Source organism: Verrucomicrobium sp. BvORR034, assembly GCF_000739635.1.
In the GTDB taxonomy this organism is placed as follows: domain Bacteria; phylum Verrucomicrobiota; class Verrucomicrobiia; order Verrucomicrobiales; family Verrucomicrobiaceae; genus Verrucomicrobium.
Genome location: NZ_BATQ01000050.1, coordinates 22,843 through 37,794, shown reverse-complemented (window position 1 = coordinate 37,794; position 14,952 = coordinate 22,843). Strand labels below are relative to the sequence as shown.

Genomic DNA, 14,952 nt, shown 5'->3' with positions numbered 1-14,952 from the left:
CGTCCTCCCGCGAACGTTGGCTTCCGCGGTTTCGGTTTGGCAGGGGTGAGATTGACCGGGGTACCAGTTCCAACGGAAATGGGAACGGAAACACGGTGGGTCTCCTCCCCAGCAAAGGTTGGCAGCAACGCAACTTGCAGTTCCTGAGCGACATCCTCATTCCGACCCTCCTTTCCCCACGGCAACCCAGTGCCAGTTCCTCACTGGTGACGCATCTGGAGAAGAATGAAACCGGAGTGACTTGGCTGGGGCATGCAGGATTCCTCCTGCAAATGGGGGGCAAGAACATCCTCGTGGATCCGAACTGGGCGCTCTGGCACGGCCCGGTGAAGAGAGTGCGCCACCCCACCCTGCTGGCACCGGCATTGCCGTACATCGATCTGGTCCTCATCACGCACGCCCATTTTGACCACCTCCACATTCCCAGCCTGCGCTCCATCGCCGCGGGTCAGCCGGTGGTAGTCCCTGAAGGGGTGGGCAGCGTGGTGAAAAACTGCGCATTCAGCAAAGTCATCGAGCTGGACTACTGGGGTTCCTACGACTTCGGCGATCTCAAGGTGACCTTCACCCCCACCAAACACTGGGGAGCCCGCTACATCCACGATACCTACCGGAAATTCGGGGGATATCTCATCGAGGGCAGCGGCCAGACCATCTTCCACTGCGGGGACAGCTCGATGTTCGATGGGTTTAAGGAAATCGGAAAACGGGCCGAGATCGACGTGGCGCTCATGCCGATTGGTGCGTACCAGGCCCCCAGCGGAAGGCCTGTGCACATGAACCCCGAGGAAGCCATGGAAGCCATGGACATGATGGGGGCCCAGCACCTCATCCCGATGCACTATGGTACCTTCCCTCTTGGCGGAGAGCCCATTGCTGAACCCTCCATCCGGCTGCTGGCCTCCGCCAAACAGCTTGGCAGGGACAAGTTCGTCCACGTCATGGATGAAGGGCACCCGGCGGTGTTTTCGCTCGCTTGACCGGCGTGAAACCAGAGCTCACGCTGATCGCCGCCGTTGACGAGAACCTTCTGCTGGCCACAGCACAGGGCATCCCCTGGAAGCTGCCCGACGATGTCGCCCACTTCCGCGCCTATTGCGCCGGCAAATGGCTCCTGCTGGGGCGACGCACGTTCGAGGAAATGACGGGCTGGTTCAAGCCGGACCAACATCCTCTGGTGCTGACCTCGGCGTGTGGCTACGATCCCAAGCCCGGTAGCGGCGTGGCTTCCGTGCCGCAGGCGCTGGCTCTGGCCGAAGCATCGGGCCAGGAGGAACTGGTGTGCATTGGCGGTGGACAAGTCTTTGCCACCGCCATGGCGAACGCCACCCGGCTGGTCGTCACCCGGATCAGGCACACCTTTGAGCCGGGCGACCGGCCTGTGTATTTCCCGCACATCTCAGGAGACACCTGGGACGAAGAGCGTCGCCAGGAACATCCTGTGGATGACCGGCACGCGTGGCCGTTTGCCTTCGTCGAGTACGTGCGCAGGGCGGAGAAGCCGCAAGGAGCCTAGAGGACCGCAAGTACCTGACTCTTCTGGCCAACCCGTGCGCCGGGAAGAGCGACCTGCGAACCCGCCTTTGCCCCCACGAGAAGCTGCCCCAGCGGGGAGGATGGGGTGATCACGAGGACCTCCCTGCCTTCATGCTGCACTTCCGTCCCACCAGCCGTGGGGCCTAGGAAATAGTATGAGGCCCCTTCCGGGCCCGTGAGGTGCACGAGCGCCCCCAGCGCAGCAGGTTCGCCTTCTTCAAACTGCCTGCACCTCAGAGTGCGATAGGCTGCCAGCGCCTCCTCGGTCTCGGCCACCCGCATCGCCTGGCCCCGAGCCAGATAGGAAGCCTCCAGACTGCGCGTGTCATACTTGTTCTCGGCCCGGCTGCCAGGATCTGTGGCCGCTGCATAGGCGTCCCGCGCCGCACGATGGTAGGCCTCCACCTGCGCGGTGAGCGCGGCAATGATTTCTTGAATGACAGCTTCCTTGTTCACTTGAGAAGACGTGCCACAGGATTGCGGCGGGATCAAATGCTGCGAAGAATCGGGATTCGGAGCTCTACATCCGCACCCAATCCCCTGAGTTGGACCCTGTAGGGGGAAACGGCTCGCCCCAGAGCTTCACAGCACCCGGAGTGCGGCACCTACTGCATGGGCAGGGCGATTTCCATCCGATTGCCGTCGCGCGTGAGTTTTACCTGAACCACATCCCCCGGAAAACGGTTCTGCAGCAGGTAACCCAGCAAAAGACTCTCAGTCGCGAATGAATCTTTGCCGTCCACTTCCAGAATGATGTCCTCCTTCTGAAAGCCAGCCTTCTTCGCCGTGGCATGTTTCCCGTAGGCACCCAGCCCCTTGACCCGCAGAGCCATGCCACTGGGTTCGATCCCCAACTTCACCCGATCCCCCAACGGCAGTGTTTCCAACACCATGCCTCCCAATACCATGCCCCGCATGGGCCAGGCAGCCACCCGACCGGAGATGTTGGTCTGGGACCGCCAGCCAGGAGAGAGCCTGAGAAACAGCGTCTGCTCCTGCCCATTGCGACGAATCTCCATGGGCAACTCCACCGTGTCGCCCGCCCTGTGCAGCACCCAGCTCACATCGGCGATCGACAGGATCGGCTGCCCGGCGAACGTCACCACATCATCTCCAGCCTGCAGACCAGCTTCGGCGGCAAAAGTCCCCGGATTCACCGACTGCACTCTGGCAGCCTGGTCTGGGGCGAGGAGAAATCCGACGGTCTCAGCCGCCGGCATGGGGTAGATCCACTCCTCCGGGAGCGGCTTTTTCTGGTCCCGGTGCCAGGCACGGAACGCGTCCCCGATTTGATGACAATGCACACAACTCTGCACCACTTTTCCCTGCCAGTTGAGCTCACGCTCATATCGGCCCGCCAGCAGCGGGATCTCCAATGGCGACTTGAACGGCAGAGGCTTGCCCTGTTTCCCGACAAGACTGGTTTTGTTGGCCGGATATCCGGCATGGAGTTTCAGCGCCCCCTCCAACATCCGCAAGTAGCCTGAGACGGAGCTGTCTGAAGCATCCTTCTGATGGGTCCATGATCCGTAGCGGCCGTAGAGCGTGCCGTCACCATTGAAAACCAGTGTGGAAAAGGAGAGATCGTAGTCGAACTGGAAGACGGTGAGGTCCAGCGCATTGGCATTGATGAGCCTTACACAGACAAACTTGTCCAGAAGGGGCTGCAACTCCTGCTCCTCCATCAAGACACGGGCATCCAGACCCGCACAGGCCAGACATGGGATGCAACGCAAGACCACGAGCAAAGGCTTGCCGGAGCGTTTTGCCTCCGCGAACCCGCGATCAAGATCATTGTAGATCCAGCGGTCATCATTCTCCCAGGTGGCACGGTCTTTTCGCACCGCGCCTTCACGGTCTTTGACAGCCTCTGCCCGCAGCCCAACCGCCACCGCGAGCAAGGTGCTGAACACAAAAAAATGACGATGCAATTTCATGCATCGCCATTTTGCTTAAATCGAAAGAATAGCGCAACCACCGTGTTGGGCGGTCAGCGACAGTTTCCTACTTCTTCTTGTCCCACTCCTTGGATTTCACCAGAGCGTCCACTTCAGCCTTGGCGGCGAAGTCAGCCGGTAGGGCGTTCGCTTTGGCAAGGTATTGCAGAGCGGCCTGGAAGCTCAACACCTCGCCCTTCTTGCCCTCCAAGTTGTCCGCCGGGAGAGCTTTCAGAGAGGCAACATATTCATCTGCTCCAGTTTTCACCTGAGCGGCAGCGGCAGCGTCATTCTCATACACAAGCGACTCCATGAGCAACAGAGTCCTGGCCTGACCTTCCGACTTGGTCGCATTCTCCCGAATGCCTTTGGCGATCTCCTTGCGCTTGGCCGTGGCCGCGGCCTCGGTCAGCTTGCCATCCGTGCCTCCTTCAATCGAACGGGCAGGTAGCGGACGATACCAGATGTTGCGATAGCGCACCGGGTTGCCGTGGTCCTGGAGCTTGAGCGGCCCCTTCTCCGGGAAGGGACGGGGCTTGGAGCGCCCCTTATGCCCACCCCCGCCTTCGAGCGGAGTGTGATCCTGCACCAGCACGCCATTGATAAAGACGGTCAGCGACCCCGGGTCGAGTTCCTTGCCATCTTTGAAGATCGGGCGGCGGAAGATGATGTCATAGGTCTGCCATTCGCCGGGCGCGAAAAGTGGATTGGCCATGGGCGGATTGACGCCATAGACCGAGCCAGCGAACCCATCGGCATACGTGGGGTTGTTGTAGTTGTCCAACACCTGCACTTCGACAGCTCCCATCAGGAAAACGCCGCTGTTACCACGGCCCTGGCTATCCCCTTTTACTTCTTTGGGTGCCGACCACTCGATGTGGAGCTGGCAATCACCGAACTCCTCCACAGAGCGGATGTATCCAGATCCCGGCACACACTGGAGGGCTCCGTCTTTCACCACCCATTTGGTCGGTTCAGCCGGGCTTTTATCAGCCTGCCACTTGGAGACTTCCGCTTCGGTACCGCCAAAGAGAATGCGGGCGTCTGAAGGGGGCTTCCCAGGTTGTTCCTGGGAGCTGAAGGTGCCAGGCTCCACACGAGGAGGCTGCGGGCGGTTGCGATCATGGATGGACCAAGGGTGAGTGGCATCTGGCGCATCACCATAGAAGGCAGAGCCGATGGGGCCGGCGGCGTGCAGAGCCGTGGTCAGGAGAGGCAGGGCGCAGAGAGCTGCCAGCGTGGAGGGTGAGGAGAGCTTCATGGTATTTGAAAAAACATCTCTGATGTCATGAGGGATGGCTGGTACGTCGACGCCGCCTCCGCCCTTGCAAAGGCCCCTTTTATAGAGGATCTGAAAGCATGTCCTCGCCCTTCGCACAGCTCGCGGAAGTTCGTATCAAGGAGGCTATCGACGCTGGAGAATTCGACAATCTCTCCGGCAAGGGCCAACCGCTCGACATGGAAGGCTATTTTTCCGCCCCTTCCTCCTTGCGCTCTGGATTTGGTTTATTGAAGAGTGCTTCGGTGGCACCACCAGAAGTGACCGCCATGCAGGAGATCGCAGGCCTGCGCCAGCAGATGGAATCTGCCACGGGCGAACGGGCCACGCTCCTGCGTAACCAACTGCAAATGAGAGAAGTAGAACTGGCCATGGCGCTTGAAAGGGTCAAGCGCGCCCTGAAGGCGGACGTGTTCGACTGAGGCCACCGGGAGGCGCACGAGGGCGTTTTTGCAACGGGACGCCACTCCCACCCGGCACCGACGGCGCTTCTCCGTCCTTGCAATTTGACAATTCATCTCTAAGTAGCCCGCTCCCATGGCTTCGACACCCGTCATCAACCTCCGCAAAGGACACGCTGTTCGTTACAACAACGACGTGTGCCTCGTCACCGGCACCGAACTCAAGACGCCGCCGCGCATGGCGTCGTACGTGCAGATGTCGATCCGTAGCATCACTACCGGCAAAGTTCACAATCTGCGCATGACCTCCAACGAGTCCTTGGACTCCGTGGTGCTCAACAAGGATGCGCACGAGTACAGCTACAAGGACGGCGACGGTTACCACTTCCTCCACCCTGAGACCTTCGAAGACGTCACCCTGGGTGAAGACTTGGTGAAGGACGTGAAGGAATACCTCATGGAAGGTCAGAAATACCTGATCATCTTCACGGACGATGTGGTGGCGGGCATCGAACTGCCCCCTTCGCTGGTGATGAACGTGGCCGAAGCCCCCGAAGGTGTGAAGGGCGACTCCGCCAACAACGTGTACAAGGCCGCAGTCATGGAAACCGGTCTCACCGTGCAGGTGCCCCTCTTCATCAACTCGGGCGACAAGATCAGCGTCAAGACCGAAGACGGTTCCTACCTCGGCCGCGCGAACTAAGGCCAGGACAGGCTCCCGCCTTTCCGTCATCAATCACCAAAGAAGGCAGCGCGACATCCGCGCTGCCTTCTCTGTTTTTGGGGAGGTTTTAAGTTGTTTCCGTCATCCCGACGGCTCAGGCCATGCTGTGCAGGCCGACGACGTTTCCTTCGGAATCCTCGAAAATCCCGATGAAACCATGCGGTGGGATGTCCGTGCGCCCCTTGAGCACCGTTCCCCCTGCGGCCGGAATGCGGGAGAGCACCCCGTCAAGGTCCCCTTCCACATTCAAATAGATGATGGTGCCGCCCGCGCCGGGCTTCATCTCCTTCATTTTCGTGAGGGAGCCGCCCACGCCCTTCATGGGATCATAAGGGAAGATGGCCATGGGCAGCGAGGAGCCGGCGACCTCCTCAAGCTTCTCATTGAGGATGGTTTCATAGAACGCCTTGGCACGTGGAAGGTCGTCAACAGCCAGTTCGAACCAGTTCAGGACATTGTCTTTCATGATGTGATTTTGGGTGGTTTGGATTGTTTTGCTTCGTTGCCCGGAGCTTCCGGAGAACGTTCCCATCAAACCACACCCTCATGACAACCCTATGTCAGGAGCCTTTTACAAAAACACCTCCGGATTCTCATGGTGCATATTGAGCCGCCAGTTCAACGGCCATGCGATGAAGGCGCCCACGTAGATCCGGTGGGTCAATCGCCTCGGCTTCCGCACCGAAACCCATCAGCCAGCCCGAAAGCCAGTCGAGGCAGGGCACCAGAATCTCCACCTCCGTCCATCCTTCTCGCACCCGGCTGGGCACCATGCTCGCACAGCGCATCTCCCGCTTTACCCGCTCCATCACCTGAGGGGAGAAACGCGCAAGCACCGGAGTGAGCTCATGGCGGGTGATGGCATCCGCTAGGAACTCCTTCACAGAAAAACCTTCATGCCCTTCAAAGGTGTCTGTCGTGACCTCCCACCGGGAAATCCTGTCCAACCGGAAATCGCGGAAGTCCTCGCGCATACGACAGTAGGCAATGAGATGCCAGTGCCGGGCGTAGTACATGAGCCCCAGCGGCTCGACCCGACGGGTGGTCACCTCCCCACGAGCGCCGGCATTGTAATGCAACACGGCACATCGTTTCCTCACGACTGCCTGCTGGAGCGGCATGAGACAGTCAGGACGTCCCGTCTCCTCCTCGGCATGCGGTCTCAGCCAGACACCCACAGCGGGTTGCAGGCGATTTAGGAAATCGTGCCGTTCTTTGGGCAGCACAGACCGCACCTTTAGCAGGGCCGAGCGCAGGGCGGCACGAAGGGAGTCATCCGCCACCTGCTCGGTCACTTCGCCACTCACAAAAAGCGCGGCAGCTTCGTCCTCCGTGAACATGACGGGCGGCATGTGGTACCCTCGCATGAGGCTATAGCCCACTCCGGCCTCGGCGACGATTGGCACTCCGGCCTCTCCCAGAGCGACAAGATCGCGATAGACGGTCCGCACGCTGATCTCAAAGTGGTCAGCCACCCGCTCAGCGGTGATCACGCGATGACTCTGCAAAAGCAGGATCATTCCTGTAAGTCGGTCAATGCGGTTCATGGGTGCGGGAGCGGACAGCTAGCACAGTTCTCTTGAACAGCAATAGCGATGCGAGGAGTTCGGAAAAGGGACTGGGGCATCAAAAAACCGGCCACCCGAGATCGGGTGGCCGGTTGCAAGTATTTGCGCGGAGACCTGGAACCTTAGGCGTTGCCCTTGGCCTGTCCCTTCGTACCGCCCACCGAGTAGTAGCTGGCGTAGTTGTAGTAAGTGTACTCCTTGAGGTTGGAGGCAGAGCGGTTCAGGATGACGCCACCCACATTGACCTGACGGTCATAGAGCAGGTCCATCGCCTTCGCGCTGAGACGGGCCATGGTCGACGAGAGACGAACCACGAAAAGAACGGTGTCGAGCTTCGGAGCAAAGCTGGCCGTGTCATCCGCCACAAGCACCGGAGCGCTGTCGAAGATCACATAGTCGTACTCATCGCCCATTTCCTTGAGCACCTCTTCCGTCAGGCGGGCGAGGAACAGCTCGGAGGTCTGGTCGAACACTTCGCCACGCGGCAGGACGTGCAGCCCCTTCGTACCGCTTTCCAGCACCGCATCACGCCAGTGGATGCCAGCCGTAAGAACGTTGCTGAAACCAGGAGCCACTGGAAGCTTGAAGAGCTCATTCACCCCACCACGGCGAAGGTCACCGTCCACCAGCAGCACACGGGAACCGCCCAGAGCCATGGTGATGGCCAGGTTGGACACCGTGGTCGTTTTGCCTTCGTTGGGCACGGCACTGGTCACGAGAATCAGCTTGGGCGGTTTTCCGTCCTTCCAGTTCTTGAAGAGGATGGACGAGCGGAGGTTGCGGAAAGCTTCCGCATAAAGATGGCGGTCATCGCTGGGACGAATCAGGGTCACATCGCCACGACTGCGCTGTTCAGGCACCTGACCGACAATCGGCTCGTTCGGGAAGAGCGCCTGGAACTCGCTGAAGGAATTCATGCGGTCATCAAGACGGTCGAAGAGCAGGAGGATGATGGACCCTGCAGCAAGACCAACAGCGAGAGCCACCAACAGCGGCACAATCAGCTCAAGTTTCACCGGCTGAGCATCCGCAGGAGGCTCCATGATGGCGACAAGGTCCGTCGTCAGGAAATTGTTGGAATTCACACGCGTCAGCGCCTGGTCCCACTTTTCTTTGTCCGCCTTGGTCTGCTCCACCCGGTTCTTGTGCGACTGGTGAGTCACAATCTTCGCGTTGGCCTCGCGGGCCCGGTTTTCCCAAATCTTCACCTGGTCGTTCAGGTTGTCGATTTTGGTCTTGATACCGTCTATGCGACGCTGCCACTCCTCCACGCTGGCATCTTTGTGAATGGAGATCAGCGAACTCTGGGTCTGGAGCTTGGTGTCGAGCTCCTTAACGACCGGATGCTCTGGACGGAAGGTCTTCAGGAGCTGATCACGCTCCTTCATGAAAAGGTTATAGTCAGCGAGAGCCTTGAGATACTCCTGTTCAGAGCGGGAGAGGCCCGTGAACAGTTCGGTGCCCGTGGGGATGTCCAGCTTGGCCATCGCTCCTTCTCCCGAGCCAGGAGCGGACGTCCCGGCAGCAGGAGCGCCTGTTGGGCCCGTGCCCTGCCGATCCTTGTTCTTCAGGTAATCATCCAGACCCATCTTCTCCATCAGCTTGAGCTCGGTCTCATACACGTTGAGGCTCTGCTTCAGTTGAGCGAGGTAGAGGGCGGACTGATTTCGGTCTCCTTCAAAGATCACCACGTCATTGTCCTTGAGGAACGTCTCAAGGTCTCCCTGCGCCTCCTTCACCTTCTTTTCGTTCAGCAGCACTTGCTCCACGATGCTGTTCATCACCCTGCTGCTGGAGTCTTCGATCATCTCCTTGCGGAATGCGATGTACTCCTGAAGCAATGCCGTCGCGAACTCCTTCACGTACTTCCGCTCCTTGCCGGTGGCGATCACGTTGAGGATGGAGGATCCCTTGGTCTGGACCACCCGGATATCGACATCGATCTCAGGCAGTTCAGGATGCCTGGTGCGTACCATTTGCAGCGCACGCTTGCGGAGTTCAGGGCCGTTCAGGATTTCGATCTGGGTGCCGTAGAATTCCGCCAGGTTGAAATTCACCAAGGTGCTGGAATTCTGTGAGGCATTCGCATTGACCATGGTGCCTGCGTGAATGCGGCCAATCGTGCGAAATTCGAGAGGTTTGCCCGTGATTCGCAGCGTTTGCACACAAACTGCGATGGCAGCAGTGAGAAGCAAGAACCACCAGCGGCGGCGGAGCAGGATCTTGTACCGCTGGAACTTCGCCGAGGTCTCGTGAAACCGGTTGAGCGAGCTGGCAGGGTTCTGGAGGGTGTCGTAGGATTCCATACTTTGGATCTGACTGATGGATGGCAGTGGGGAGTTTACCCGCCTCGAGGGCGATTAGGAAGTACTTTTTACAATGTACCTACGGCCCCTGAATTTGTACCGATGGCGTTTACGAAAAAGCTCCCGTTCCAGATCTGGAAGGGAGCTGTGGTGACCTCTTTTGTGGAGAGACAATCCAAAATCGGGACTTAGAAGTTGATGAGTTTTTCGTCAACGATGATGACATCGTTGGGACGGATCAGAATGTCTTTTTCCAACCGTCCCTTGGTCATCACGTCGTGCAGATTGATCTCATAGGTGACGCTGTTCTGGCCAGGGCGCTTGCGGATCACCTTCACCTTCTTTGTCTTGGCGAATTGTGTGAAGCCGCCTGCGCGGAGAATGGCCTGGCTGACGGTCAGATCTTCCTCCGGCGCCAACTCGTATTTGCCCTGGCGTCCTACTTGTCCGTAGATGGTGACGTAGCCCATGTCATCCTGCACCATGTTGGGGCCAAATTTGCTACGAACTGCCTTTTCCAAGGCGATGATCACGGTGGCGCGCTGGAAGTACTGCTCCTCCAGCTTGGACTTCATGGAAACAGCAACCTGTTTGCACGTGCGGCCTGACGCCTTCACCAACCCAATATAGGGAGCCTGGATGTCACCCGAATCCTGCACGTCCAAGCTAAGCACTTTCTCAGGATCTTCCACAATCTTGAGGCTGATGCGGTCTCCAATCATGAGGGGCCGCACATCGTCCAGCGACTGCATGGACATGATGCGAGACGCAGCCACAGAGGAGTCATCACGAGTCGGAGCCGGAGCGGCTTCCGTAGGATTCGTCTGGGCTGCTGCGGGCCTGCGACGGCTACCGTTGGGCTGCTCCGCAGGCCGGAAAGACGGGTCTTGAGCAGGCAGATACTCGGAGGCGAACAAGGCGGCAACAACGGCCACGAGTGCTTTTTTCATCATACTTGGTGTGGTGAACAGCAGTGAGACAACTACTGATTGATCGCGTTCGAGAATTAGAAGTTGTAGTTCACCGTCATGATCACCCGATTCTGGTCGAAGCTCTGCGTTGGGTCTTCAGCGTCAGTGGTCCAGAAACGATATCCCAAGCCCAAATTAAGTTTGCGATTCACGGCGTAATTCAAGTCCAGCGTGAAGGCGTGCTGCTCATAGCTGCGCCCTTCCAGGTTGGAATCGGTATTGCCGTAGTGGTAGCCGAAGCCCAGCGTCATCGTGTTTGTCAGGCGGTGGCTGAGGAACGCGTCGATGCCCCACTGGTCGGTGCTCTCAGCAAGGCGGCCACCGGAGTCTTCAGCTTGCTCGTAGAAGGTGGCCAGGCTGATGCGGCTGCCGCGCCAGGCGATGATGCCCATCCCGTAGGTGATGTAGTCCGCCGTAATGAAGTTGGACGTCGTGTTGAGGGACGATTCGTGCCCGAAGGAGAGCTGGTGGGCGATACGGGAGTTGAGCTGGTTGAAGAGCGTGACGTTGTAGTAGTAGTCGCTCAGGTCGTTGCCATCGAAAGTGTGGCCACTTTCAAAATCGTCGTCCGCCTGCTTCTGAATCTGCTGGGCAGCAAGAAGGTCGGACAGCTGCTGACGCTGCTCAGTATAAGCAGCGGACTGGGCCTTGGCTTCCGCCGGATCCGTGATGCCCGGCAGAGTCGCAGCGGCATTGGCGTCCAAGGCAGCAAGCTGCGCCTGAGTCGAGGTGATGTCAGCATCGCTGACCGAACGGGTGAAGCTCGGCGGATCATCAAATTCAAACACCTGAACACCGCCCGCGGCTTTCAGCATGGTGCTGCGGGTGATGGGCAGGACGAAGAACACACCAGCGGTGGCGGTGGTGCCATCGTTCTGGAAATCGTCTTTGTAGTTGATCCAGGAGAAGCTGCCTTCAAGACCGACAGTGAAGGTGCCCGAAGGCGACCAAGCCAGAGACCCCGAGATGGAGTCAATCGTGCGGTCATAACGCTCATCTTCGTCTTCAAGAGCGAGAGAGTCGGAATGGTTGAAGTTGATAGACAGATTCACCTTTGAGTTGATGGCCCAGTTCATGGCCAGACCCACGTCGTTCTGGAACACGCCAAAGATGTCATTGTCATCCAGCGTGAACTGGTCGTTCGTGGCGGGCCGCACGGAAACGCGGTCATACAGAACGAAAAGGATGTCTCCAACCTGAATGTCGAACGCCAGGGAGGACCCCGGCAGCACGTTCAGGTTGAACTCATTGCCATTCGCGGAGAGTTCGGGATGGTCAAAGTAGTGGTCAATCCCGATGCCCAAGGCAAGGGAGAGACGGTTGGACTCCGTGATCGGATAATTGGCGTCCATGTTCAGGTACGCCCCAGCGATCATGTCGCTGATTTCGTCCTTGGAGGCCCGGGTGACGTTGTCGTTGTACTCAACGTTCGCCCCGAAACCGAGACCGATGTTCACCGGACCGAGCTTGATGTTGCGCTTGCCTGCCAGGAAAGGGTCGGTGATGTAGGCAGGAGCAAAATAAGTGCTGGAGGAAGGATAGGGCCCGGCAGCTCCGCTGTAATCCCCCACGTTGCGGCGGGAATACCCCAAGTATCCAGAGCGCACGCTGGGAGTTCCCAAGGCGCGCGAAATGTCTTCCGTACCCGCACGCTCACCGAGAGCCCGCTCCTCCTCCAGCACGGCCTCACCGGAGTACTCGCCGCGGCTGTAGTCGTACACTCCCGAGCTGGCAGTGGGAGCGCTCTCATCCACCGCGCCATTGCGGAAACTGAACGCCCGATTGCGCAGGTCGTCGAAGAAGAGCCCCGTTTGGGATGGCGCCACGCCGCTCTGGCCATAGGCGGCGCCTCCGGCAACGGCGGAAATTACCATCGCGAGCGCAGCAAGATCTCTCGAGAATGGGGTCTTCGCTTTGAACGTCATATGGAAATATAGAAATTTGGGGTACGAACTCGTCATGCAAGCAAAGCGGCTTCGCATTGTCGAGAGTAATTCGCGACGAAATACAAATTTTCACGCCCTCAATTGCGCCAATTATGCCACCTGCCTGAGTAAGTGTGTCAATTTGCAGGAAAAGCTTGGAATTGAACACAAAATGAACAGTGCCGACCCGCCTGGGGAACGCTGTTTTTTTACGGCCTTGGCCAGGCCGGGCGAAGTGTCATTTCCGCCACTCAAATTCCAACTGAACCTCCCGACGCGGTGCACGAAAGCTGCGGGTGTCGGGCTCCAGATGACGGGGACGCACGCGACGTGAAAACAGCTGGATCATGCTGGCCAGAATTCCTTTGGAGCGCCTCTTCATGAGAAGAGGATTGTGTTCAAAAGAACAGACCAGTCAATGCTCATTTACTTCAATTTATACAAATAATGAGTAAACTGCCCCTCTTCCTGACCCCAAAGGGTGGCGATTTTTTCAAATTCCTCACCTTGTTCGATCCGGTGGAACATTTTTTCAAATTCAGGGTCTGCAATTTTTCGACTGAAACTGATGCAGAAAACGCGGTTCTCCTGACGGGCGCGCGCAATGAGTGGATCCAGTTCTGAGGTCTGCTCAATGATGACCACTCCACGGTCGTAGATATCGACATCTGAATAAGCAGCCGCATGGAAAGCCCCAGCAGGCACGGCTTGCGCGACACCACGAAGATCCTCCTTGCCGAGATGGTGAAAGCGGAGGTCCAGCCAGAGCCAGCCCGTCAACACAATGGTCATGAGGAAAATCACCACACCTTGCTGCCAGGGACGTTGATTGCCGAATTTGCCTGCCGCCGCCAGCACCACGCACCATCCAACCAAGACGTGCAACAGGTACCAGAGGTGGATGAAATTGCCCTGTCGTCCCATGGCAAGCCATCCTCCGAAGACTGCAAGAGGGCCTGCCACGAGGATCACCCAGGCCACGCCTCCCGCCCGAACAAGGGCCACGCTGCCCAAGATGACCAACAATCCAACGCTGACCACGCCCGCCCAGATCCAGGGCTGCTGAGAAAGGAAGCGTCCGAGAGCGAGGTTCACGGGATTCCCCGGATCAGAGTCCACCCACCGGACGCCAGCCACCAGACAACCTGCCAGATCCTGCCACCATCCCCACCCCATGTGGCCGTGGATGCTGACGTTGGTTTGCAAGGCCTTCAACAACTGGGGCAACATGGGCAACAGCAACGGCACGGCACACATCGCGCCCACCACCATGCCAAACAGCGGTCCCCAAAGCTGGCCCCATCCCTGTCGGCCTTTCCAGACACGCCAGATCCAGCCGAGCAGGAAAAGCCCGTTGAAAGCAACCAGGTAGTAGAGAGTCCCGGAAAAGCTCCACAAGGCGAAGAACTGGGCCAGTCCCATGGCCACCCACCAGCGCCAGCGATTCTCCTGCCAAGCCCGCAGGGCAAAATAGAGACACAAGGCCACCCCCAGCATCATGAAGGCATACCCCCTGGCCTCTGCCGAATATCGCACGTGCCACGGATGCAGCCCCAGTAGGAGCATCCCCCACCAGCAGGTGCCACTGCCAGGAAACAACCGCCGGAGCAACGCCCACACCACCATCAACGTCACGAGACCCGCCACCCATGAGGGGAAGCGCAGCCCCACCTCATGCACCGTACCCACCGGGGCCCCGGTGAGGCGGAGGGCCGCCGCATGACTGAGCCGGGCCGATACGGAGAATGGGGTGGAGTTGTTACCCACCTGGTTGAGCCAGAGCGTTTCACCCCACGACGGCTCCCGCCAGCGGGTGGTGCCATCGGAGCGCTGCTGAAAGTACCCGGAGAAATAACGCCGAAAGTTGTGCGCCTCGTCGTTGTAGAGGCTGAGGTCCAGACGCAACCACCGCACGGTGCCAGCCAGTATCAGAATGGCGAACAAAGCGGTCCATCCCATCCTGGACAGACGGGAGACCTGGATCGACTGCCCTGGTCGAACAGCAGCGGCCCACCAGCGTGCCGTGGCCGCCAGACCAGTGCAGAGCATGGCATTGAGCAAGCACCCCCAGTAAAGTCCCCAGTGTGCGTAGGCGATGACCCGGTCTTGGGACTTCACCTTCGCGTCACCTTCCAGAATGTGCAGCGCCTCGCGCCAGTCCTTCCCGGTAGAGATGACGGCGATCCAGAACAAAAGCGCCGCTCCAGCGAGCATCCAAGTCAGCCAGCGGGCAGCTGAGTTTCCCCCAAGAGGGATCATTTGTGACTGGCATTCTTGGCCCGGGGCTTGCATCATCCGGCGAACC

Annotated in this window: 13 protein-coding genes; 4 read left to right on the top strand and 9 right to left on the bottom strand. The window is 58.8% G+C overall.

Annotated elements, in window-relative coordinates; all coding sequences use genetic code 11:
• Nucleotides 1-95: 95 nt before the first annotated feature.
• Both BV034_RS09665 and BV034_RS09660 read left to right on the top strand, forming a co-directional pair.
• Nucleotides 96-980, top strand: a complete 885-nt coding sequence (locus BV034_RS09665) for an MBL fold metallo-hydrolase (protein ID WP_265592813.1) — start codon at nt 96-98, stop codon at nt 978-980.
• A gap of 5 nt (nt 981-985) precedes the next feature.
• A complete protein-coding gene (locus BV034_RS09660; protein WP_063768731.1) occupies nt 986-1,516 on the top strand; it encodes a dihydrofolate reductase in 531 nt (176 codons plus the stop codon).
• Here the strand turns inward: BV034_RS09660 and BV034_RS09655 are convergent.
• From BV034_RS09655 to BV034_RS09645, 3 genes are all read right to left on the bottom strand, one after another.
• Nucleotides 1,513-1,992 carry a hypothetical protein gene (locus tag BV034_RS09655; protein WP_050026463.1) on the bottom strand — a complete coding sequence of 160 codons (480 nt, stop codon included), beginning with the start codon at nt 1,990-1,992 and terminating at the stop codon, nt 1,513-1,515. The genes BV034_RS09660 and BV034_RS09655 overlap by 4 nt on opposite strands.
• A 149-nt stretch (nt 1,993-2,141) precedes the next feature.
• Nucleotides 2,142-3,473: a Trx7/PDZ domain-containing (seleno)protein gene (locus BV034_RS09650; RefSeq protein ID WP_050026458.1), complete on the bottom strand. Its 1,332-nt coding sequence runs from the start codon at nt 3,471-3,473 to the stop codon at nt 2,142-2,144.
• A gap of 67 nt (nt 3,474-3,540) precedes the next feature.
• Nucleotides 3,541-4,734 (bottom strand): DUF1080 domain-containing protein, encoded by a 1,194-nt coding sequence (locus tag BV034_RS09645; RefSeq protein WP_050026454.1) that lies wholly within the window; start codon nt 4,732-4,734, stop codon nt 3,541-3,543.
• 98 nt (nt 4,735-4,832) lie between these two features.
• Between BV034_RS09645 and BV034_RS09640 the strand changes: the two genes are divergently transcribed.
• Entirely contained in the window at nt 4,833-5,174 is a 342-nt protein-coding gene (locus BV034_RS09640) for a DUF1992 domain-containing protein (protein ID WP_050026453.1), read from the top strand.
• Nucleotides 5,175-5,289: 115 nt separating this feature from the next.
• Nucleotides 5,290-5,856: an elongation factor P gene (locus BV034_RS09635; RefSeq protein WP_050026451.1), complete on the top strand. Its 567-nt coding sequence runs from the start codon at nt 5,290-5,292 to the stop codon at nt 5,854-5,856.
• Between the two features lie 115 nt (nt 5,857-5,971).
• Here the strand turns inward: BV034_RS09635 and BV034_RS09630 are convergent, their stop codons facing one another.
• The 6 genes from BV034_RS09630 to BV034_RS09605 all read right to left on the bottom strand — a co-directional run bounded on the left by BV034_RS09630 (nt 5,972) and on the right by BV034_RS09605 (nt 14,906).
• Entirely contained in the window at nt 5,972-6,343 is a 372-nt protein-coding gene (locus tag BV034_RS09630; protein WP_050026502.1) for a VOC family protein, read from the bottom strand.
• A 127-nt stretch (nt 6,344-6,470) separates the two neighbouring features.
• Nucleotides 6,471-7,424: a YafY family protein gene (locus BV034_RS09625; RefSeq protein ID WP_063768728.1), complete on the bottom strand. Its 954-nt coding sequence runs from the start codon at nt 7,422-7,424 to the stop codon at nt 6,471-6,473.
• Between the two features lie 143 nt (nt 7,425-7,567).
• Nucleotides 7,568-9,751: a polysaccharide biosynthesis tyrosine autokinase gene (locus BV034_RS09620; RefSeq protein ID WP_050026441.1), complete on the bottom strand. Its 2,184-nt coding sequence runs from the start codon at nt 9,749-9,751 to the stop codon at nt 7,568-7,570.
• 188 nt (nt 9,752-9,939) lie between these two features.
• The gene (locus BV034_RS09615) at nt 9,940-10,704 is read right to left on the bottom strand and encodes a polysaccharide biosynthesis/export family protein (RefSeq protein ID WP_050026439.1); all 765 of its coding nucleotides are present in this window, start codon (nt 10,702-10,704) and stop codon (nt 9,940-9,942) included.
• A 53-nt stretch (nt 10,705-10,757) separates the two neighbouring features.
• Nucleotides 10,758-12,596, bottom strand: coding sequence for an outer membrane beta-barrel protein (locus BV034_RS09610; protein ID WP_265592812.1), 1,839 nt, complete (start codon nt 12,594-12,596; stop codon nt 10,758-10,760).
• Between the two features lie 477 nt (nt 12,597-13,073).
• The gene (locus BV034_RS09605) at nt 13,074-14,906 is read right to left on the bottom strand and encodes a glycosyltransferase family 39 protein (RefSeq protein WP_050026436.1); all 1,833 of its coding nucleotides are present in this window, start codon (nt 14,904-14,906) and stop codon (nt 13,074-13,076) included.
• Nucleotides 14,907-14,952 lie beyond the last annotated feature (46 nt).

Bases quoted from the DNA above. Each gene is read 5' to 3' on its own strand.
- BV034_RS09625 (WP_063768728.1), bottom strand. From the start codon at position 7,424: ATGAACCGCATTGACCGACTTACAGGAATGATCCTGCTTTTGCAGAGT.
- BV034_RS09620 (WP_050026441.1), bottom strand. From the start codon at position 9,751: ATGGAATCCTACGACACCCTCCAGAACCCTGCCAGCTCGCTCAACCGG.
- BV034_RS09650 (WP_050026458.1), bottom strand. From the start codon at position 3,473: ATGAAATTGCATCGTCATTTTTTTGTGTTCAGCACCTTGCTCGCGGTG.
- BV034_RS09635 (WP_050026451.1), top strand. From the start codon at position 5,290: ATGGCTTCGACACCCGTCATCAACCTCCGCAAAGGACACGCTGTTCGT.
- BV034_RS09605 (WP_050026436.1), bottom strand. From the start codon at position 14,906: ATGATCCCTCTTGGGGGAAACTCAGCTGCCCGCTGGCTGACTTGGATG.
- BV034_RS09645 (WP_050026454.1), bottom strand. From the start codon at position 4,734: ATGAAGCTCTCCTCACCCTCCACGCTGGCAGCTCTCTGCGCCCTGCCT.
- BV034_RS09610 (WP_265592812.1), bottom strand. From the start codon at position 12,596: ATGGTAATTTCCGCCGTTGCCGGAGGCGCCGCCTATGGCCAGAGCGGC.
- BV034_RS09615 (WP_050026439.1), bottom strand. From the start codon at position 10,704: ATGATGAAAAAAGCACTCGTGGCCGTTGTTGCCGCCTTGTTCGCCTCC.
- BV034_RS09630 (WP_050026502.1), bottom strand. From the start codon at position 6,343: ATGAAAGACAATGTCCTGAACTGGTTCGAACTGGCTGTTGACGACCTT.
- BV034_RS09640 (WP_050026453.1), top strand. From the start codon at position 4,833: ATGTCCTCGCCCTTCGCACAGCTCGCGGAAGTTCGTATCAAGGAGGCT.